Genomic DNA, 16535 nt, shown 5'->3' with positions numbered 1-16535 from the left:
CGCCACACGGCGGCCCCCACGCCCCTGTCAGTCAGCCAGGCGCCAGGTGGTGGTGCCCTTGCTGTCTTCCAGCACCACACCCATGGCAGTCAGCTGGTCGCGAATGCGGTCCGACTCTGCCCAGTTCTTGTCCGTACGCGCCTGCAGGCGGGCCTGGATAAGAGCTTCGACCTCAGTTGCATCCACCTTGCCTTCGGCGCCGGCGCGCAGGAAGTCATCCGCCTCCAGTTGCAACACCCCCAGCACATCACCCAGTTCACGCAGGCGCCCGGCCAGGCCAGCGGCGGCTTGCGGGTCGCTTTCGCGCAGGCGGTTTATCTCGCGCACCAGGTCGAACAGCACAGCGCAGGCTTCTGGCGTACCGAAGTCGTCGTTCATGGCCACGCTGAAACGCTCGACGTACGCCTCACCGCCACTGGCTGCCACACGCGGCAAACCGCGCAGGGCGTGGTAGAACCGCTCGAGCGCACCCTTGGCATCACGCAGGCTGTCTTCGGAGTAATTGATCGCACTGCGATAGTGGCTGGCCACCAGCAGATACCGCACGACCTCCGGGTGGTACTTCTCCAGCACATCGCGGATGGTGAAGAAGTTGTTCAACGACTTGGACATCTTTTCGCCGTTGATGCGGATCATGCCGCAGTGCATCCAGGCGTTGGCGTACTGCTTGCCGGTGGCCGCCTCGCTCTGGGCGATCTCGTTCTCGTGGTGCGGGAACTCCAGGTCGCTGCCGCCGCCGTGAATGTCGAAGCTGTCGCCCAGGCAGCAGGTGGACATCACCGAGCACTCGATGTGCCAACCGGGGCGTCCCGGGCCCCAAGGCGATGCCCAGCTCGGCTCGCCGGGTTTCACGCCTTTCCACAGCACGAAGTCCAACGGGTCCTGCTTGGCTTCATCCACCTCGATGCGCGCACCGATGCGCAGGTCTTCGATTTTCTTGCGCGACAGCTTGCCGTAACCGACGAACTTGCCCACGCGGTAATAGACGTCGCCGTTGCCAGGCGCGTAGGCGTAGCCTTTGTCGATCAGGGTCTGGATCATGTCGTGCATACCGGCAATGTGGTCGGTCGCACGGGGCTCCTGGTCGGGCGGCAGGATGTTCAGACGGCGCTCGTCTTCGTGCATGGCGTCGATCATGCGCGCCGTGAGGGCATCGAAGGTTTCGCCGTTCTCGTTGGCACGGTTGATGATTTTGTCATCGATGTCGGTGATGTTGCGCACGTAGGTCAGGTCGTAGCCGCTTTTGCGCAGCCAACGGGTAACCAGGTCGAAAGCCACCATGCTGCGACCATGGCCCAGGTGGCAATAGTCGTAGACGGTCATGCCGCACACGTACATGCGCACCTTGTTGCCATCCAGCGGCTTGAAGGTTTCCTTCGCTTTGCTCAGGGTGTTGTAGATGGTAAGCACGGCGGTTCCTCAGCTGCCCCAGGAGTCACGCAGGGTGACAGTGCGGTTGAACACCGGGCGGCCCGGCTGGCTGTCCTTCAGGTCTGCGCAGAAATACCCCTCGCGCTCGAACTGGAAACGGTCCTCCGGCTGGGCCTGGGCCAGGGAGGGCTCGGCACGGCAACCGCTCAGCACGTGCAGCGACTCAGGGTTGATATTGTCGAGGAAGGTACCGCCCTCTTCGGTTTTTTCCGGGTTGGACGAGCGAAACAGGCGGTCGTACAGGCGCACTTCGCACTCCACGCTGCCTTCGGCCGGTACCCAGTGGATCACGCCTTTGACCTTGCGGCCCTCGGGGTTCTTGCCCAGGGTGTCCGGGTCGTACGAGCAGCGCAGCTCGACGATGTTGCCCTCTGCGTCCTTCACGGCTTCGTCGGCACGGATCACGTAGCTGCCGCGCAGTCGTACCTCGCCATTGGGCTCAAGGCGCTTGTAGCCCTTTGGCGGTTCTTCCATGAAGTCGTCGCGGTCGATGTACAGTTCACGGGCAAACGGCAATACCCGCACGCCCATGTCTTCTTTCGGATGACGCGGCAGCTCCAGCTGTTCGACCTGCCCCTCGGGGTAGTTGGTGATGACCACTTTCAGCGGGCGCAGCACGCACATGGCGCGTGGGGCGGTACGGTCCAGGTCGTCACGGATGCTGAACTCGAGCATGGACATGTCCACCACGCCGTCGGAGCGGTTGGTGCCGATCATCTCGCAGAAATTGCGGATGGACGCCGGGGTATAGCCACGGCGGCGGAAGCCCGACAGCGTGGACATGCGCGGGTCGTCCCAGCCCTGGACGTGCTGCTCGTCAACCAGTTGCTTGAGCTTGCGCTTGGAGGTGATGGTGTAGTTCAGGTTCAGGCGGCTGAACTCGTACTGGCGCGGGTGCGCTGGCACCGGCAGGTGCTCGAGGAACCATTCGTACAGCGGCCGATGGCCTTCGAACTCCAGGGTGCAGATGGAGTGCGTGATACCCTCGATGGCGTCCGACTGGCCGTGGGTGAAGTCGTAGTTGGGGTAGATGCACCAGGTGTCGCCCGTCTGGTGATGATGGGCGTGGCGGATGCGGTACAGGATAGGGTCGCGCAGGTTCATGTTGGGCGACGCCATGTCGATCTTGGCCCGCAGCACGCGCTCACCGTCCTTGAACTCGCCGGCCTTCATGCGTGCGAACAGGTCCAGGTTCTCGTCCACGCTGCGCTCGCGGAACGGGCTGTTCTTGCCCGGTTCCTTGAGGTTGCCGCGGTATTCCTTGGCCTGCTCCGGGGTGAGGTCGCAGACATAGGCGTTGCCCGACTTGATCAGCGCAACGGCCCAGTCGTGCAACTGGTCGAAGTAGCTGGAGGCGTAGCGCACCTCCCCCGCCCAGTCGAAGCCCAGCCACTTCACATCGCGCTGGATGGCGTCGATGTACTCCTGGTCTTCCTTGGCCGGGTTGGTGTCGTCGAAGCGCAGGTGGCAGACGCCGCCGAACTCCTTGGCCAGGCCGAAGTTCACACAGATCGACTTGGCGTGGCCGATGTGCAGGTAGCCGTTGGGCTCCGGCGGGAAGCGGGTGACGATCTGGGTGTGCTTGCCCGAGTCCAGGTCGGCCTGGATGATCGGCCGCAGGAAGTTCGCAGGGACAGCGGGGGCGCCTTTGGCAGCGGCGTTGGGCGCGTTGTCGGCAGTGGGCTTGCTCATAGGATCCTTGAATGCACGTAGCCGGCCTGGGTAGGCCGATTGAATCAAAGGGCCTATCATAGCCGAAGCAGTCAAGCTGCTGACAGTCGGGCCCGGGCAAACTCGCGTGATTTATCACCGCTTTTTTGCCGCGGCCGGGCAAAATGGCCGGTGCGCGCCATGTGTCGTAACCGCCCGAACCAGCGTCAGGTAGTAACGTGCGCCCTGCGCACCCCAATTTTCGATTGCCTTGAAAAAGCGAGTTTCAGCATGTCCAAAGTCAAACTGACCACCAACCACGGCGTAATCGTCCTGCAACTGGACGCTGAAAAAGCGCCAGCGACCACTGAAAACTTCGTTCAGTACGTCAAGGACGGCCACTATGATGGCACCGTGTTCCACCGCGTGATCAAGGGCTTCATGATCCAGGGCGGCGGCTTCGAAGCGGGCATGAACCAGAAGAAAACCCGTGCCACCATCCAGAACGAAGCCGACAACGGCCTGAAGAACAAGAAGTACAGCATTGCCATGGCCCGTACCATGGAGCCGCACTCCGCCTCCGCCCAGTTCTTCATCAACGCCTCCGATAACGACTTCCTCAACCACAGTGGCAAGAACGTGCAGGGCTGGGGCTACGCCGTGTTCGGCGAAGTCACCGAAGGCCGCGAAGTCGTCGATGCCATCGAGAAAGTCGCCACCGGCTCCAACGCCGGCCATCAGGACGTGCCCAAAGACGACGTGATCATCGAGAAAGCCGAGATCATTGAGTGATTCTGCTGATCTCCGATCTGCACCTGCAAGAAGAACGCCCGGACATCACCCGGGCGTTTCTTGATCTGCTCGATGGCCGGGCGCGCCACGCCAGGGCGTTGTACATCCTGGGCGACTTCTTCGAAGCCTGGATCGGCGATGACGCCATGACCCCGTTCCAACAGCAGATCTGCCAGGCCCTGCGGCGGCTAAGCGACAGCGGCACCGCCGTCTACCTGATGCATGGCAACCGGGACTTCCTCATAGGCCAGGCTTTCTGCGACGCTGCCGGGTGTACGCTGCTCAGCGACCCGAGCGTGATCGAGCTGGGGGGTGAGCGGGTATTGCTGATGCATGGCGACACCCTGTGCACCCGCGACCTGGGCTACATGAAGATGCGCCGCTTGCTGCGCAACCGCCTCAGCCTGTGGGTTCTGACGCACCTGCCACTGTCGATGCGCCGACGCCTGGCGCGCAAATTGCGCAGTGAAAGCCGCGCACAGACGCAGATGAAGGCGACCGACATCGTCGATGTCACGCCCGAGGAAGTGCCCAGGGTGATGGCTGCCCAGGGTGTGCTCACCCTGGTGCATGGTCACACCCACCGCCCGGCGATCCACAAGCTGGTGGTCGACGGCCAGCCGGCGCGGCGTATCGTGCTGGGTGACTGGGACCGCCGGGGCTGGGCCTTGCAGGTGGACGAACAAGGCTTCCAGCTCGCGCCGTTCGAATTTACCTGACAGCAGCGCGCTCGCTGATCACCACCTCTGTGTACGCGGGGTCGGCCTTGATCTGCGCCTCGGTAAACGGAATCGCCGCCAGTTGCTTGGCAGCGAAGGCCTTGGTCTGATCGCTGGCGTGGGGGGATGCCGCTTCGCTGGATTGCGAGAACGCCAACAGCCCCCGCGCCTCAGGCCCCTTGTCGGTGAAGCTGACCAGTTGCAGGTAGCTGGTGCCACTGACCACCAGGCGCTTGCCCGCCCCGTGGGGTACGCTGTACATCGCGTTGTAGATGCCCAAGGCCTGTGGGCCGCCCGGCACCGGCGTGCCATCGAGGGCCTGCTGCACCTGCCCCCACTTCGCCTGCCCCGGGGTACCGCTTTCGCTCAATTGCGCCAGTGACGCCAGTGCAGCTTCGTGCACCCGCTTGCTCACCGCTGCCTGCTCCACTGCCAATCCGCGCGGCGTGTGTTGTGGGTCCTTGGCGTCGAACGCCACTCGCCAGACCTCCGGGTGCTCTGCCAGGCTGTCGAGCAGGTTTTCGAAGTGCACCAGGCCCATGCCACTGTCAAGGTCGGCCTTGCCATTCCAAGCCACGAGGCTTTCACAAACCGATTGCACGTCCGCGCCCGCTGCCTTGCACCACTGCAGCAGGTCAGGCAACACCAGGCGCGCGAGGTACACCTCGTCATCCAGCACCATGTGCTGCAGGTCGTCCACACCCAGCCGCCCCTTGCCCTGCAAGCGCTGCAACGCATAGCGCCCACGCATGCTCAGCGGCTGGTCATTGCGGCTGACCAACGGCGAGTAGCCTGTCAGTGGCTGCGCCGGGTTCGTCATCCAGGCCGGATCGTTGGAGTTTTGTACGTAGTCATCACGCTCCAGGCTCGGCAGTAGACGCGCCGGGAAGATGCCGGCCTGAGCCGCCTGCGGGTCGACCGTCCACTGGCAAGCGCTGCGCGAGCCGTCCAGGATGACCAGGAGCCCCTGAGCCCGGGTATCGCCGCAGGTCGCCAGCATGGCTTGGTCGACATAGGGTACAACCGACTGGTTCAGGTACAGTGTGCTACCGGCAGCGTCCACCGCCAAGGTGTTGACCCATGGGATACCCTGCAGCTGCTCCACCGAGCGCTTCAGCCCTTTCAGGCTGTCGGCGCGGTTGATCTGGTACCACTGCTGCAGCACCCGGGTGTTGTCGGCGTTGGCGTCACGCAGGCTGTACGCTATATGCGAGTCCCAATCGAGGCGCCCCGGCCATTGCACGACGGGCCCGAACTGTGAGCTGTAGACCACGTGTTGCACTTCGCCCAGGCTGCCATCCTTGGCTTTGACGGTGACAGAGACGGTGTGCTTGGCAAGCGGTATCGACTTGCCATCGAGCAGGTAGTGGGTCGGGTCCTTGGGGTCCAGCTGCAGGCGATAGAGGGTGAAGTGCCTGGACGTGTCGACCGTGTGGGTCCAGGCCAGGCGATGATTGAAGCCGATGTTGATCACTGGCAGCCCTGGTAGCGCAGCACCCATCACGTCGAGTTTGCCGGGGATGGTCAGCTGCATCTGGTAAAAACGCATGCCCCCCATCCAGGGGAAATGCGGGTTGGCCAGCAGCAGCCCGCGCCCATTGGCCGAGCGCTGCGCCCCCACCGCCACGGCGTTGCTCCCGCGCTCGCTGGCAAAGCGTGCCTGCTGGGCCAGCGCCTGAGCGTAATCGGTAGTCGCCTGCGCCTGCTGTCGGGCCTGGCCTGGTGGCTGCGCCCCCGCCAGGGCCTCGACGAATTGCCCTGCACCGCCTTCGGCCAGCAGGCGCCGAGTGAGTTTGACCAAGTCTTGGCTGGTGATGGGGCGCAGCCACGTGCCGTCGCCACACTCGGCCGGCAGGCCCTGGCTGCGGCGCTCCGCCAGCGCCCGGTTGTAGCCGCTGGCATACCCGGCAAGCAGCGCCTGAACCGCCGCAGGCTGGGCCTGAAGAAACGCATCAACCGCCTCCGGGCGATTCAACCAACTGAAGAACACATCGCTGGCAAGGTTCTCCCGTTGCTCCAGGGTCTTGCCGTCAGCACCGAAATGGCGGGACCGCTCGCCGCTCACCGTCAGCACCTCGTTGCCCAGCAGGCACAGGTTGTCCTGGGCGTAGGCATACCCCACGCCGTACCCCAACCCGCGCTCATCCTGGGCAACGATATGGGGCACGCCGTAACTGGTGCGACGGATCTGCGCACTGGCATCGGCCACCACGGCCTGCGCCTGCGCGCCAACGCTCACCGCGAGCAGCGCGCAGGCCAAGCCTGCGAAATGGATGGGGCGGGTAAGTGAAAGCACGGGCACTCCTCGGGTTCGGGGTCATCCCGTTCAGACGAGCGGATGTGCCGGATTTTTAGCCAAATCGCCCCGCAGGCAATTGTGAAACAAAATTCAGCATTTTTTTAACCGGTTTGGTTGCAGATTTTTGTGGCTCATTCGTCCTAATAAGTGAGGCACCCAACTTTCGGGTTCGTCCACGAAAAGGAGCATTCACATGTACAACCCGCAAACCCCGGTTCACGCGGGGAGCCCCCCAGGCAAAGCGTCCAAGGGACAGGACGCGTTTGCCGACGAACGTGTAGGCAACGAGCAGATTCGCGAACTGTTGCGCAGCTTTGGCCTGCGCACCAGCCTGATCCGGCTGAAGGTGATCGATGCGCTGCATGCCGCCGACCGCAACGGCCGCAGCATAGGCGTGCGCGGGGTCCATGCGCAGCTGGAGCAACTGGACATACCGCTGTCGTTTCTCAGCGTGCGCGAAGTGCTGAAACGGCTGTGCTCAGAAGGCGTTATCGAACTGGGCAGCGACAAATGCTATAGCCTCAACCCCCAGGCGCGGGCGATGCTGGAACAAACGGCATCACGCTGAGGGCGTGGCCGGCCCGGCAGGCCGGCCGGCACGGGTCAGCGCCTGACCTTGCGCCGCAGAATCCCGTTGATTACCACGACCACGACAGCAATGGCGATGGCCAGCAGCTGGAAGGTCTGTTCGCTGATGGTGCCCGCCTTCTGCAGATGGGAAAGGCCGAGCATCAGGCCAAGCACCACCAGAATGATCAGAAGGGAGTATTTGAGGCGCTGCACGTGTGTCATCAGAGGTTCCTTGCAACATCATGGGCAAATGGCTCGCTGCGAGCCGCGGCAATGATACAACGCGCACCGGCCCTGGCGCTGTATTTCCTGCTGGTTTGGCCTGCAACGGGCTGAAAGCATGGGGTTTCACAGCCCATGCGGAGCCTCTATGTACAAGCCCCTGTTGTTAGTATCGTTGTACCTGACCTCACCCTCCCTCCATGCCCTCGATACCGAAAAGCTCCCGGCCGAACAATTGCTTGAGTTGGGGAGCAGGCTGAGCGCTCAGGCGGGTAGCAGCCAGTGGCAGCAGTTGTGGCGACGTGTGCGTCAAGCTGGCTACCTGCACCCTGGCGGGTCTTCGCTGCGCTTTACCCTACCCGCTGCACAGCTGCCGGCGTTGGCCCGCCAGACCTTGGCCGATGCCGACCAGGCAAGCCCGCTACATGCCACTCAGGTGGTGTACCGCCGCAGCTTCGCAGACCAGGTGATTGGCCAGCGCGATGGCCAGCCACTGCATGCACTGTGCCTGCTGGTGGACTGGCGCACCTTGCCGGAGCGCATGCGGGATGCCCCTGACGCCTACCTCAAAAGTGCAGGGCTGGTCAGTAGCTACCCCTGCGATTGAGGGTAGTGGTACCCACCGCGCAGCAGCCAGCGCGCGGCCAACGTAAATAGCCCGCTGCGGCGGTATCGGGCGTTTATTTCCTACATCGGCAGATATCACTGCCTGCAAAAGCTAATCATCGAGGCTACAACCCCCAGCCTATATACCGCCTAGCGAGCAGCTTGGGCTGTCGCTGAGAATCCGGTCACACCTTCGACATAACGCCGCGGGTGATCGGGTAGCACATTCCATCCATCCCGAAGGAGCGTCATATGGAAATGCCAGACCTCAGCCATATCGATATCAGCCAACTGCCCCACTCACTGCAGGCCCTGATCGACTGCATCGGCATCGACAACGCCTACCAGCTCACCTGTGCCTACGGCGGCAGGCCCAAGTACATCCCCAAGCACCGCGAACGCACCAAGCTTGCCGACGTACTGCCGCCAGCAGCATTGGACGCTCTGATCAAGCGTTTCGCTGGCGTCGCGCTGGAAATTCCCAAGGCCGACCACTTCCTGCGCCAGCTGCGCAATCAGCAAATCCAGGAAGAGAGCGCCAAAGGCCTGTCGCGCAGCCTGCTGGCCAACAAGTACGGCCTTAGTCTGCGCCAGATTGGCAACATCCGCCGCCAGGACTTGCCTGCACGCTGAGCATGACAGCGTGACCGTCAAGCGCCATTTCACCCCTACCCCCACTAAAAAGAGAATCCAGCATGTCGATAGACAACAGCTTAATTGGATCGGTCATCAACGCCTTGCCCATGGACCGAATGATCGCAGGCCCACTGCAAGCCATGGTCCAGGCCCAGGTTACCGCCAGCAAATCCTATGCAGACTTCCTGATGCAGGTGTGTGTGCAGGATGGCAAGGCGGTAGCCATCCAGTTCGACTACGACGAAACCATCGTTGACGAACAGGGCGAATACAAGGGTGTGGTCAGCAAGACCATGAAGGTGCCCCTGGTGGCGGCCATCACTCATCCAAACATCGCCATCGAACAAGGCACTGTCGAGTTCGAACTGGTCATCAACCAGGTGTCCGAAGAAACCTCGGGCAAGGACCTCAACGCCGAGGGCGCTGCGTCCCTGGGCTGGGGGCCATTCAAGCTGAACGTCAAAGGCAGCGTGAGCCATAAGTCCACGCAAACCCGCAAGACCGATACCCGCGCCCGCTATGCGTTCAACACCACGCTCAAACGCCAGGAGCCGCCCGAGGCGATGATGAGGGTGATCGATTTTCTGACCGACGCTGCCACCAAACCCACCGTGGTCAAGAATGCCGCCCTGGAAAGCCAGGAACATATTTCGCAGGCAGACAGGCTCAAGGCCCCTGAAACCAACCCGACACCTCCCAGCACCACGCCCGCTCCGGGCGGAGCAATCACCTGAACCCCACCCTTGATCGCGCCCACAGCCCCCGTGCATCGGGGGCCCCAAGGCCTGAAGAGTCGACCCCTTGAACAAGCCCCCTGCCCCCATGACCTCCATCGACCTGCGCGAGATCACCCGCGGCCTGCAGGAAGCGGCCAGCGCGGCCAATAGCCTGATCGCACAGCAGTACATCAACCTGTTCGATCAGTTCTTCGAATGCGACACCGATGCACTGGGCGCCCCCATGAAAGCCAAGATGGTGGAGGTGGCCATGGACGGCCATCACATCATGCGGGTGCCCTTGTTCGCTCTGGTATCGCCCAAAGGCCTGGCGCTGGAGCGCATGCAAGTGGACTTGTCGGTGCGGGTGAAGGGTACCGAAGCCCGCCAGGCCCTGCGCAGCGCCGGAGATGACAAGACAGCAAGCTTCAAGGTCACCATCGGCGGCCAGGGCCGCCAAGGGGACAACCGCGACCCTGACGAGGTACAGATTCGCATGCAGTTCCAGGCCAGCGAGCCACCCGAGGCGCTCAACCGGTTGATCGAGGAATACACCAGCCTGATCATCCCGGTTCGGGCCCCGGCTGCCCCTCCCGCCCCTGACAGCAACGAGTTCATCGAGGCAGCCACTGTGCGCTGAACAGCGCCCAGGTGCCGCTAGAAGTCCCGCTTGTAGAAGATGTCGAGGGAGCTGGCCAGCCCGCTGGCCGCCTCCACATATACTTTCTTGCTGAGTTTGTAGCGCAGCGCAATGGTGTTGGCCGGCTCGAACACGCCCACCCCGTAACGCAGGCTGAGTTTCTCCGTGAGGTTACCGCTGGCCACCACGCTGGTGGTGTTGCCCGACCCCTCGGTGTCGAGCTGGAAGTCATCGATACCGAGCCGGGACGCAACGCCGCCGGTAAACCCGGCACTCCCCGCCAGGCCCAGGCCCAGTGCTGCCTCGGCCAGCATGTTGTTGTCTTCGCCAGACGCCCCCAGCGGCCGGCCCAGCACCAGGTAGGACAGTGCCTGCTCCTGGCTCATGGCAGGTTCCGAGAACACCGTGGAGGTGGGCTGCTCGGCATTGCCGCTCAAGCGAATGCCCGCCACCACGTCATCCACCTGGCGGATCGCCTCGATATCCAGATAGGGCTGATCGATAGGGCCTGCAAACAACAGCCGTGCCCGGCGAATGGTCAACCGCTGGCCATAGGCGCGGTAGCGGCCATCGGCCAGGCTGAGTTCACCACGGGTATCGAGGTTGTCGCCGATATGCACATGGCCCAGCAGGTTGGCCGTGAGGCCGAACCCGCTGAACGACAATTTATCCCGGCCCACCTCCACATCGATGTCCATGGCCATGGCCATCGGCGGCTTGCCTTCTTCGGTCTGGTTGCCAACGATCACGGTGTCGTCCGACACCTTGACTGTAGAAGGCGGCAGCTCACGCACGGTGATCTTGCCCTTGGGCACCTGCACTTTGCCCGTCACCGCCAACTTGTCATCGATCAGTTGCAGCGTCAGGTCGGGGGCGACTTCGAGCGTGGCATAGGGCTCCACCGTGACCGGCAATTGCTGGCCCTGAATGCGTACCTGCATACCCAGCGCCTGCCCCCAGGTCAGGCTGCCACCCACCTGGCCGCGCCCTGCCGCACCGCTGCGCCAGCTGCCATCAAGCTTCACCTGCTCGCCGGCAATCTGCGCCTGCAGGTTGAGGTCCTCGAAGCTGGTGGGCAGTTCGGCACCGCTCACCTCACCCCCGCTGAGCATCAGGTTACCGTTGACCTGGGGTGTGAGCAGTGTGCCAGACAGCTGGCCACTGCCCTTCAACTGCCCGGCCAGGCGTTCGACCATGGGCACGAACGGGCGAGCGATGGACAAGTCGAGGCCGGCCAGGTTGAAGTCGCCCGACAACGGTTTGTTCTGGCCCAATGGGTCTATACGGGCATTTACAGTCAGTTGGCCAAGGCGCTCACCGCGAAAGGCCAGGCGTGTGTCGATACGCCGCGGTGCCAGTGTGCTGTCCAGGCGCAAGGCCTGGTAGGGGAAGTCCACCCAGCGCTCGTTGTCACGCACGCGCAGCGTGCCACCGCTGGCATCCACAGCAACCGTACCTTTCGGGCCACTGGCTGGCAGATCCAGGTTGATGTCGGCGTTCAGCAAGCCCTGCCAGGCAAAATCCTTGGGCATCCATTGCGCCAGGCTTTCCAGTGGGAAGCGTTTGAGGTGGTAGCGCAGGCGTGGCTCCGGCGCCAGCCGCTGGTCATCACCGCACAGGCTGGCCTGGCCGGAACGCCAGCAGTGGGCGCCAAAATCCACCTGCCCGCTGGCCAGGCGCTGTAGCCGCGCTGGCGCTTGCAGTTGCCAGTCCTGGCCACCGGCCTGGATGCGCCCGCTTGCCAGGCGTCCACGCCAGTCCTCCTTGTCCAGCTGGCCATCCAGGCCCAGGTCGAGCTTGAGCTGCGGCCCGTTCAGGGCCAGTGTAAGGGCCTGCCGACGGGCATCGCCCTTGCCATTGGCCTGCAAGGTGCCCAGTGCGGTATCGCCTGCCTGTATGCCACTCGCCTTGAGGTCGATGACACCGCGCTGCTGGTTGTCCAGGCGGGCATCGAGGTTGAGCTGCTGCAGCCTGTTATCCGCCTGCGCCAGCCGCTGGCCCTGAAGCGTCAGCACACCCTGCGGCGCTTGCAGGGTACCGGCGACGTCAAGGCGCCCTTTGACCTGCCCCTGCAGTTCTGGCCACAACTGCCCCAGGCGTGGCAGGTCGATGTCCACCCTGCCGGCCAGCCGTTGTTGCAGGCTACCGCTGCCGTTGATGCGGTTGTCACCCAGTTGCACGGCCAAGGTGCCCAAGGTCCAGTGTTGCCCAGCGCCATCGGCCAGCACTTTCAGCGTGGCAGGCTGCCCCCGTAGCCGGCCCTTCAGGTCCAGCTGCGCATCGAGGTTGAGCGCCTCGCCTTTCATCTCCCCTTTACTGCGCAGCGGCCCTGCCAAGGTGCCTGGCAACTCGGCCACCCAATAGGCAGGGTTCAGGGCTGATAACTGCAGGTCGACATCCCAGGCAACGCCTTCAGCGAAGCGTACCGCGACACTGCCTGCCGCCTTGCCTTGCCCGGCGCTGAGGGCGAGCTTGGGCAACGACACCTGGCCAAGGTCGCCCTCGAACGGGCTCGCCAGGCTGAACGCACCGGCCGGGCCATCCAGGTCACCCTTGAAGGTGCCCTGGTAACGGCCATCGCGATAGTTCACCACCGCATCCAGGCGCTTCAGGCTTACCTGTGGCGGTGCGTCCAGCGGGTACAGGCGCAACCACGGGAAATCCTGCCAGGCCAGCTGGGCGTCGGCGGCCAGGCCATTTTGCCAGTCGACCGAAGCTTGCAGCTTGACCCGCTGCGTGTCGCTGGCCGTCAGGTCCAGGCCATTGAGCTTCGCCCCTTTGCTGTCGACGATGCCCGATAAAGCCAACGGGATGGGACCCTGCCTGGCCGGCAGGCTGGCGGAGCCAGAAAGCGCGTAACCGTCGTTCAGGTTGCCCTGTGCATCCAGCACCAGTTGATCGAGCTGCAAGGTGTCTGGCAACGTGTCAGCCGGTTTGAACGCCGCGGAGCGGATCTGCAGGGTCGCGGGCAAATGCTCTGCTAGCGCCTGCAACTGACCGGTGAGGGTGGCGTCCAGGTAACCGCTGCTGGTGCCGGTCAGGTTCAGGGTTTTCTGCAGTTCACCTGTGGCATTCAACGCCACTTGCCAGGGCTTGCCCTCTATCGCAGGCAACTGCACTTGGCCTTCGAGCTGCACCGGCCAGTCACCTTCCGGCTTGAGGTCCCCTTGCAGGCTCAGTTGCAGGTCATCGCGCTGCAGGTGCAGGCTGTCGATGCGCAGCCCATCGCGGGCCCAGTGGGCCGCCAATTGCAGGTCACCCAACAGATCACTGCCATCCAGGCGCAGTTGCCCCACCTTCACCTCGCCCAGTTCGATGGCCAGTGGCAAGCGCAAGGCTGGCAACTGCAACGGGCCTGCTTCGCTGGGTTCGGTTGCAGGCGCAAAGGCCATGTCGATGCGCTGCGCATGCAGGCGGCCGATGCACAGCGTGGCACGCAGCAGACAGGCAGGCGACCAGGCCAGCAGCGGCGCCTGCACCTCTACCCGAGTCTGCCCATCGACGAAGCTCAACTGGCTCGCTTGCCAGGTGCCACCCAGCCGCCCCTGAAAGCCCACCACTTCAAGGCCCGGCACTTTACCCAGCACCCAGCGGCTGCCCGCTTGCGTGCCTGCCAGCACACTCACCACCAGCGTCACTGTCACGACCAGGCCAAGCAGGCCCAGCACCCCATACGTCATTACACGCTTCACAGCTCAGGCCCCATGGAAAAGTGCAGGCGGATGCCACCGTCTTCGTCCAGTGCCTTGGCCAGATCAAGGCGCAGCGGCCCAACTGGCGACACCCAACGCACGCCGAACCCGACACCGGTCTTCAGGCTGGGCAGTTCCAGGTTGTTGAAGGCATTACCCTGGTCGACGAAGGTCGCCAGGCGCCATTTTTCGGTCAGCGAATACTGGTACTCGACACTGCCCGCTACCAGATAGCGCCCGCCAATACGGTCGCCATCACTGTTCTTGGGCGACAGGGTCTGGTAGTCGTACCCACGTACGCTCTGGTCCCCCCCTGCAAAGAAGCGCAGCGAGGGCGGGATGCTGTTCTTGAAGCCGTTGCTGGCGCTGCCCCCGAACTGAACGCGCCCAAGCAGCCGGTGGTTCTGGCCTAGGGTGGTCAGGCCCTTGAGCACAACGTTACCGTGCACCAGGTTGGTGTCCGAGCCCAGCCCCTCCTTGGCTACCTGCGCGTCGAACTGCAATCGGTAACCATTGTGGGGATCGATGCGGTTGTCGCTGCGCAGGAATGAATAGCTGATGCCGGGCATCAGCAGGTTGCTCAAGCCGGAATCGTCACCCAGGCGGTATTCCTCGCGCTGGTACTTGAGCGATATCACCCGTTGCCAGCCACTGGGCAACTTGCTGTGCCATTCGGGGCCAACGGTGAGCAGCTTGCTGAGGGTGTCTGTGCCTGCCAGTTCCTCATTCTGGTAGCCGCCAGCAAAACGCAGCTTGTCGGTGAGTGGGGGATCAAGCGGAATGTCGTACCACAGCCCTACGTTCTGGCGCGGCGCCGAGAGCTCGGTTTCCCAACCATAGCTGTGGCCCTGGGCGTTGACCCAATGCCGGGTCCAGTTGGCCTTGCCGCGTGGGCCAACGTCGGTCGAGTAGCCCAGGCCAAGCCCCAGGGTGCGGGGTTTGCGGGTTTCGAGGCGCACGTCCACCGGGATGTTTTCACCCACTGCGGCGGTAGGTGCGGCATCGACGCGCACACCCTCGAAATAACCGCTCGACTGCAGGTCGTTGTTCAGCTCAGCAATCAGCTCGGAATCGTAGGGGGTACCGGGCTTGAACGCGACCATGCGCTGCAGCAGGTCGTCGTCCAGCGGGGTATCACCGCTGAACGACACAGCCCCGAGGCGATAGCGCGGGCCGCTCTGGTACACCAGGCTGATGTCCGCCACTCCGGCCCGGGGGTCGACCGCCAGGCGCTGCTCGCTGAAGCGCCCGGCAAAGAAACCGTAGCGCGATGCCTGGTTCTGGATCAGCCGCTTGGCGTCTTCGTACAGGCCATGGTTGAGCTGCTCCCCCGGGCGCAGGGCCCTGCTGTCTGGCACCCGGAAGGCCGCCATTTCGCTGGCAGGGCCTTCGATGCGCACGTTGACGTTGCGCAGCCGGATCGGCTCGCCGGGGACAATGCTGATGATCAGTTGCGGGGAGCCATCTGCACCACTGGTGGGCTTGACCTCGGTGTTGATCTGGGCCTGGTAGTAACCCAGTGCCTGAGCGGCTTTGCGCGCCTGCTCCTCTGCCCCGCGACTGAAACGCAAAAGCGCCTCTTCGTCGCGGTTACCCAAGGTGCCGATATAGCCTTCGACATTGGCCTTGAGCGCCTTGTTGGCGGGTTTTACCTTGACCAACAGCTCACTCTGGCCCCATGCAGCAAAACTGGCAGCCCAGAACACCAGGCCCCAGCGTAATCTTCCTGAATAAGTCATGCGGCGCATGCTACCAGACCAAAACGTTCAAGGGAGCCGCCCCGTGCACTGCTTACAGCGAAGCGGCGCGGGCAGCGGTCGGGTTGGCGTGCAGGAACACGCGCTGGCGGATCGGCCCAACGGCAACTTCGCCGATCTGCGCATAGCCTTGGCTCTGGTAGAAGGCAAGGTGGTGCTCGTTTCCGGTATCGACCACTACACCCTCGGTGACGGTGTCTTGCGCGCACCACTCTTGAACAGCTTGTAACAATTGCGCGGGGTAGTGAGTGCCCTGATGCTGTGCCTGCACGCCCAGAAGCGGCAACACGTGCAACTGGTCACTGGGCATGCAGGTGGCGATGGCTGCCTGATAGTCCATGAACCGGCGGGTGCAGCGCACACCAGCGCCCAGCATCATGCGCAGCCGCCAGGCCCAGCTGTCGGCTACGCCCAGGCGCCGCAGGGGCGGCACGATCAGCGCCACGCCGATCAGGCGGTCTTCGAGCAGCAGACCGACGGCCGGCAACTGCAGGTAGAAATGCTGGCGCACCCACTCGCGAATCAGCGTACGCAGGCGCCGCTCAAAGCCTGGGCGCTGGGCATCGAACAGATAGGCAAAAGTAGGGTCGTTGCGGTACACGTTGTACAGCAGCGCGCGCGCCTCACGGCGATAACCACCATCTAGAACACAGACACGGGCCGGGGCGGCAGTAGTGTGGGGCATTGCGGGCAGACCTCCTGGAATGGGCGTACTGTGCCTTGGAGGCGCTACGCCGGGCATCGTTCACCTGGCAACGCACGTTAGCAGCCACACCCCGAAGCCGCCACGCTGGTGATGCACAGC

Annotated in this window: 14 protein-coding genes; 7 read left to right on the top strand and 7 right to left on the bottom strand. The window is 63.5% G+C overall.

Going from position 1 to position 16535, the window contains the following annotated elements; translation table 11 throughout:
- Nucleotides 1-27: 27 nt before the first annotated feature.
- Together cysS and APH25_RS21685 are read right to left on the bottom strand one after the other, a co-directional pair.
- Nucleotides 28-1410, bottom strand: a complete 1383-nt coding sequence (gene cysS / locus APH25_RS21690; protein ID WP_060483328.1) for a cysteine--tRNA ligase — start codon at nt 1408-1410, stop codon at nt 28-30.
- A gap of 9 nt (nt 1411-1419) precedes the next feature.
- Entirely contained in the window at nt 1420-3123 is a 1704-nt protein-coding gene (locus APH25_RS21685; protein WP_060483327.1) for a glutamine--tRNA ligase/YqeY domain fusion protein, read from the bottom strand.
- A gap of 249 nt (nt 3124-3372) precedes the next feature.
- Here APH25_RS21685 and APH25_RS21680 point away from each other — a divergent pair, with 249 nt between their 5' ends.
- Both APH25_RS21680 and APH25_RS21675 read left to right on the top strand, forming a co-directional pair.
- Complete coding sequence (locus APH25_RS21680) at nt 3373-3873, top strand: peptidylprolyl isomerase (protein ID WP_028634193.1); 501 nt, start codon at nt 3373-3375, stop codon at nt 3871-3873.
- Entirely contained in the window at nt 3870-4592 is a 723-nt protein-coding gene (locus APH25_RS21675) for a UDP-2,3-diacylglucosamine diphosphatase (protein WP_060483326.1), read from the top strand. The genes APH25_RS21680 and APH25_RS21675 overlap by 4 nt, the downstream gene beginning before the upstream one ends.
- Here the strand turns inward: APH25_RS21675 and APH25_RS21670 are convergent.
- Entirely contained in the window at nt 4585-6888 is a 2304-nt protein-coding gene (locus APH25_RS21670; RefSeq protein ID WP_256217603.1) for an acylase, read from the bottom strand. The two genes, APH25_RS21675 and APH25_RS21670, sit on opposite strands and share 8 nt — an antisense overlap.
- Before the next feature lie 196 nt (nt 6889-7084).
- Between APH25_RS21670 and APH25_RS21665 the strand changes: the two genes are divergently transcribed.
- Entirely contained in the window at nt 7085-7459 is a 375-nt protein-coding gene (locus APH25_RS21665) for a fe2+ zn2+ uptake regulation protein (RefSeq protein ID WP_028634196.1), read from the top strand.
- A 35-nt stretch (nt 7460-7494) separates the two neighbouring features.
- Here the strand turns inward: APH25_RS21665 and APH25_RS21660 are convergent, their stop codons facing one another.
- Nucleotides 7495-7683 (bottom strand): hypothetical protein, encoded by a 189-nt coding sequence (locus APH25_RS21660; RefSeq protein ID WP_028634197.1) that lies wholly within the window; start codon nt 7681-7683, stop codon nt 7495-7497.
- Between the two features lie 148 nt (nt 7684-7831).
- Here APH25_RS21660 and APH25_RS21655 point away from each other — a divergent pair, with 148 nt between their 5' ends.
- The 4 genes from APH25_RS21655 to APH25_RS21640 all read left to right on the top strand — a co-directional run bounded on the left by APH25_RS21655 (nt 7832) and on the right by APH25_RS21640 (nt 10281).
- Complete coding sequence (locus tag APH25_RS21655) at nt 7832-8290, top strand: hypothetical protein (RefSeq protein ID WP_060483324.1); 459 nt, start codon at nt 7832-7834, stop codon at nt 8288-8290.
- A gap of 251 nt (nt 8291-8541) precedes the next feature.
- Nucleotides 8542-8922 carry a Mor transcription activator family protein gene (locus tag APH25_RS21650; protein WP_028634199.1) on the top strand — a complete coding sequence of 127 codons (381 nt, stop codon included), beginning with the start codon at nt 8542-8544 and terminating at the stop codon, nt 8920-8922.
- A gap of 62 nt (nt 8923-8984) precedes the next feature.
- Nucleotides 8985-9659 carry a DUF2589 domain-containing protein gene (locus tag APH25_RS21645; protein WP_060483323.1) on the top strand — a complete coding sequence of 225 codons (675 nt, stop codon included), beginning with the start codon at nt 8985-8987 and terminating at the stop codon, nt 9657-9659.
- Between the two features lie 67 nt (nt 9660-9726).
- Nucleotides 9727-10281, top strand: coding sequence for a DUF2589 domain-containing protein (locus tag APH25_RS21640; RefSeq protein ID WP_028634200.1), 555 nt, complete (start codon nt 9727-9729; stop codon nt 10279-10281).
- 17 nt (nt 10282-10298) lie between these two features.
- Here APH25_RS21640 and APH25_RS21635 read toward each other — a convergent pair whose 3' ends face one another.
- Genes APH25_RS21635 through APH25_RS21625 form a run of 3 tightly spaced genes read right to left on the bottom strand, consistent with a single transcriptional unit; the run spans nt 10299 to nt 16415 of the window.
- Nucleotides 10299-13961, bottom strand: coding sequence for a translocation/assembly module TamB domain-containing protein (locus tag APH25_RS21635; RefSeq protein ID WP_371262524.1), 3663 nt, complete (start codon nt 13959-13961; stop codon nt 10299-10301).
- An 8-nt stretch (nt 13962-13969) separates the two neighbouring features.
- Nucleotides 13970-15712, bottom strand: coding sequence for an autotransporter assembly complex family protein (locus APH25_RS21630; protein WP_060483339.1), 1743 nt, complete (start codon nt 15710-15712; stop codon nt 13970-13972).
- 52 nt (nt 15713-15764) lie between these two features.
- Nucleotides 15765-16415, bottom strand: a complete 651-nt coding sequence (locus APH25_RS21625; protein WP_028634203.1) for a hypothetical protein — start codon at nt 16413-16415, stop codon at nt 15765-15767.
- Between the last annotated feature and the right edge of the window lie 120 nt (nt 16416-16535).

The sequence above is a fragment of the Pseudomonas sp. NBRC 111119 genome, assembly GCF_001320125.1.
GTDB lineage: Bacteria > Pseudomonadota > Gammaproteobacteria > Pseudomonadales > Pseudomonadaceae > Aquipseudomonas > Aquipseudomonas parafulva.
The sequence above is the reverse complement of the archived record's forward strand: the minus strand, read 5'-3'. Positions and strand labels throughout refer to the sequence as shown.

Bases quoted from the DNA above. Each gene is read 5' to 3' on its own strand.
- APH25_RS21685 (WP_060483327.1), bottom strand. From the start codon at position 3,123: ATGAGCAAGCCCACTGCCGACAACGCGCCCAACGCCGCTGCCAAAGGC.
- APH25_RS21645 (WP_060483323.1), top strand. From the start codon at position 8,985: ATGTCGATAGACAACAGCTTAATTGGATCGGTCATCAACGCCTTGCCC.
- APH25_RS21680 (WP_028634193.1), top strand. From the start codon at position 3,373: ATGTCCAAAGTCAAACTGACCACCAACCACGGCGTAATCGTCCTGCAA.
- APH25_RS21655 (WP_060483324.1), top strand. From the start codon at position 7,832: ATGTACAAGCCCCTGTTGTTAGTATCGTTGTACCTGACCTCACCCTCC.
- APH25_RS21660 (WP_028634197.1), bottom strand. From the start codon at position 7,683: ATGACACACGTGCAGCGCCTCAAATACTCCCTTCTGATCATTCTGGTG.
- APH25_RS21630 (WP_060483339.1), bottom strand. From the start codon at position 15,712: ATGACTTATTCAGGAAGATTACGCTGGGGCCTGGTGTTCTGGGCTGCC.
- APH25_RS21625 (WP_028634203.1), bottom strand. From the start codon at position 16,415: ATGCCCCACACTACTGCCGCCCCGGCCCGTGTCTGTGTTCTAGATGGT.
- APH25_RS21650 (WP_028634199.1), top strand. From the start codon at position 8,542: ATGGAAATGCCAGACCTCAGCCATATCGATATCAGCCAACTGCCCCAC.
- APH25_RS21665 (WP_028634196.1), top strand. From the start codon at position 7,085: ATGTACAACCCGCAAACCCCGGTTCACGCGGGGAGCCCCCCAGGCAAA.
- APH25_RS21635 (WP_371262524.1), bottom strand. From the start codon at position 13,961: ATGACGTATGGGGTGCTGGGCCTGCTTGGCCTGGTCGTGACAGTGACG.